General features: G+C 61.3%; 2 protein-coding genes. Both read left to right on the top strand.

Going from position 1 to position 1,801, the window contains the following annotated elements:
- The first annotated feature begins 269 nt into the window (after positions 1–269).
- Positions 270–779 carry a transposase gene (locus BIS11_RS16515; RefSeq protein WP_253424091.1) on the top strand — a complete coding sequence of 170 codons (510 nt, stop codon included), beginning with the start codon at positions 270–272 and terminating at the stop codon, positions 777–779.
- 656 nt (positions 780–1,435) lie between these two features.
- On the top strand, positions 1,436–1,801 hold a 366-nt coding region (locus tag BIS11_RS16510), incomplete at its 3' end, for a Glu/Leu/Phe/Val dehydrogenase dimerization domain-containing protein (RefSeq protein WP_301286500.1).

Here is a 1,801-nt window from a genome sequence, read left to right as displayed (position 1 = left end):
TCACTGCCCCGCTACGCGGTGCTTCCCGCGGGTGCGCCCATTGGCTTACCCGCGCTACGGATACCTGCACTCTCGTAGCGTGGCGTAACGAGCGACAGCGAGGCACCCGCGACGGCGGCGGCCAGCCGCCCGGATGGAGCCTCCGCAACCACCGCACCGCTACGCGATGCTTGCCGCGGGTGCACCCTGCGGCTTACCCGCGCTACGGGTTTTCAAGCCCAGCCGTTTTATTTAGTCTGACTTGACTTGAAAGATGGCGGGAGGATTCGATGGCCACCTATCGACGGGCCTTGATACCGGGCGGCACCTACTTCTTTACCGTCGTTACCTGCCGGCGACAGCCGCTGTTGGCAAAGGAAAGCAACATCACCGCCCTGGGGCGGGCATTTCGTCGCGTACGTCACGCGCGCCCCTTCACGCTCGACGCTTTCGTCATCCTTCCCGACCATCTCCACTGCCTGTGGACGCTCCCCGAAGGCGACGCCGATTATTCATCGCGCTGGCGAGACATCAAGAAAACGGCCACCAGGGAGTTCTTACTGGCCGAAGGGAGCGATGGCGCCTGGCAACGCGGTTTTTGGGAGCACGTCATCCGCGATGACCACGACTGGCAGCGCCATATGGATTACATCCACTTCAATCCGGTGAAACACGGCTACGTAGCGGCGCCCTCCCAATGGCGCTGGTCCAGTTTCAAGGCCTGCGTGAAAAAGGGATGGTATGAGGAAGACTGGAGCACACAACAACCACCCGCCGTCGCCGATATGAACTGGGAATGACCATCCCGCACCGCTTCGCGCTGCCTTTCGCGGCTTACCCGCGCTACGGGTACCTGCACACTTGTAGCGCGGCGTAACGAGCGACAGCGAGGCACCCGCGATGGCGGCGACCAGCCGCCCGGATAGAGCCACCGCAACCACCGCACCGCTTCGCGCTGCCTTTCGCGGGTGCGCCCCCGCGCTACGGGTACCTGCACACTCGTAGCGCGGCGTAACGAGCGACAGCGAGGCACCCGCGACGGCGGCGACCAGTTGCCCGGAGAGCCACGGCAACCTGGAGCACCGCTTCGCGATGCCTTTCGCGGGTGCGCCATACGGCTTACCCGCGCTACGGATACCTGCACAGCCGTAGCGCGGCGTAACGAGCGATAGCGAGGCACCCGCGACGGCGGCGACCAGCCGCTCGAAAGCGCCACGGCAGCCTGGAGCACCGCTTCGCCCTACTATCCAGACCGATAGCGTTTAATTTTCGTTTATCAGAACTCTACCAAACATCAGTCGGCACCCTAAAAAAGCAAGACTTTAGTCTAATCCCCCATACCTATTTCACCATTACAAAACGACATAGGGTATGCAGCTTTGCGCAGGGGTCGTTAAATGAGGCTACTGGCTGGTCAGCCATCACTTTCAATGACCCAGTAACGGTAAACGATTTCATGCCCTACGTTCACGACACCTTGAACCGGCTACAGCGCAGCAGCCCCGCGCAAGCCGAACTCTACCAAGCTGCCGAAGAGGTACTGGAGTGCTTGCGCCCGCTGTTCGAGCGCTACCCGCACTACCACGATCATGCCATCATCGAACGGATCGTAGAGCCCGAACGGCAGGTGTTCTTTCGCATCAGCTGGACCGATGATGCCGGGAAAGTACACGTCAACAAGGGTTTTCGTGTCCAGTTCAACTCGGCCTTGGGCCCTTACAAGGGCGGGCTACGCTTTCATCCCAGCGTGACCGCCGGCACCATCAAGTTTCTGGGGTTCGAGCAGATCTTCAAGAACGCCTTGACCGGGCTTGCGATCGGC

The organism is Halomonas sp. 707D4 (assembly GCF_024158685.1).
In the GTDB taxonomy this organism is placed as follows: Bacteria; Pseudomonadota; Gammaproteobacteria; order Pseudomonadales; family Halomonadaceae; genus Vreelandella.
Note: the sequence above shows the minus strand (reverse complement) of the source record. Positions and strands in the feature narration are given on the sequence as shown.

Coding starts and splice junctions, on each gene's coding strand:
- BIS11_RS16515 (WP_253424091.1), top strand. CDS start 270: ATGGCCACCTATCGACGGGCCTTGATACCGGGCGGCACCTACTTCTTT.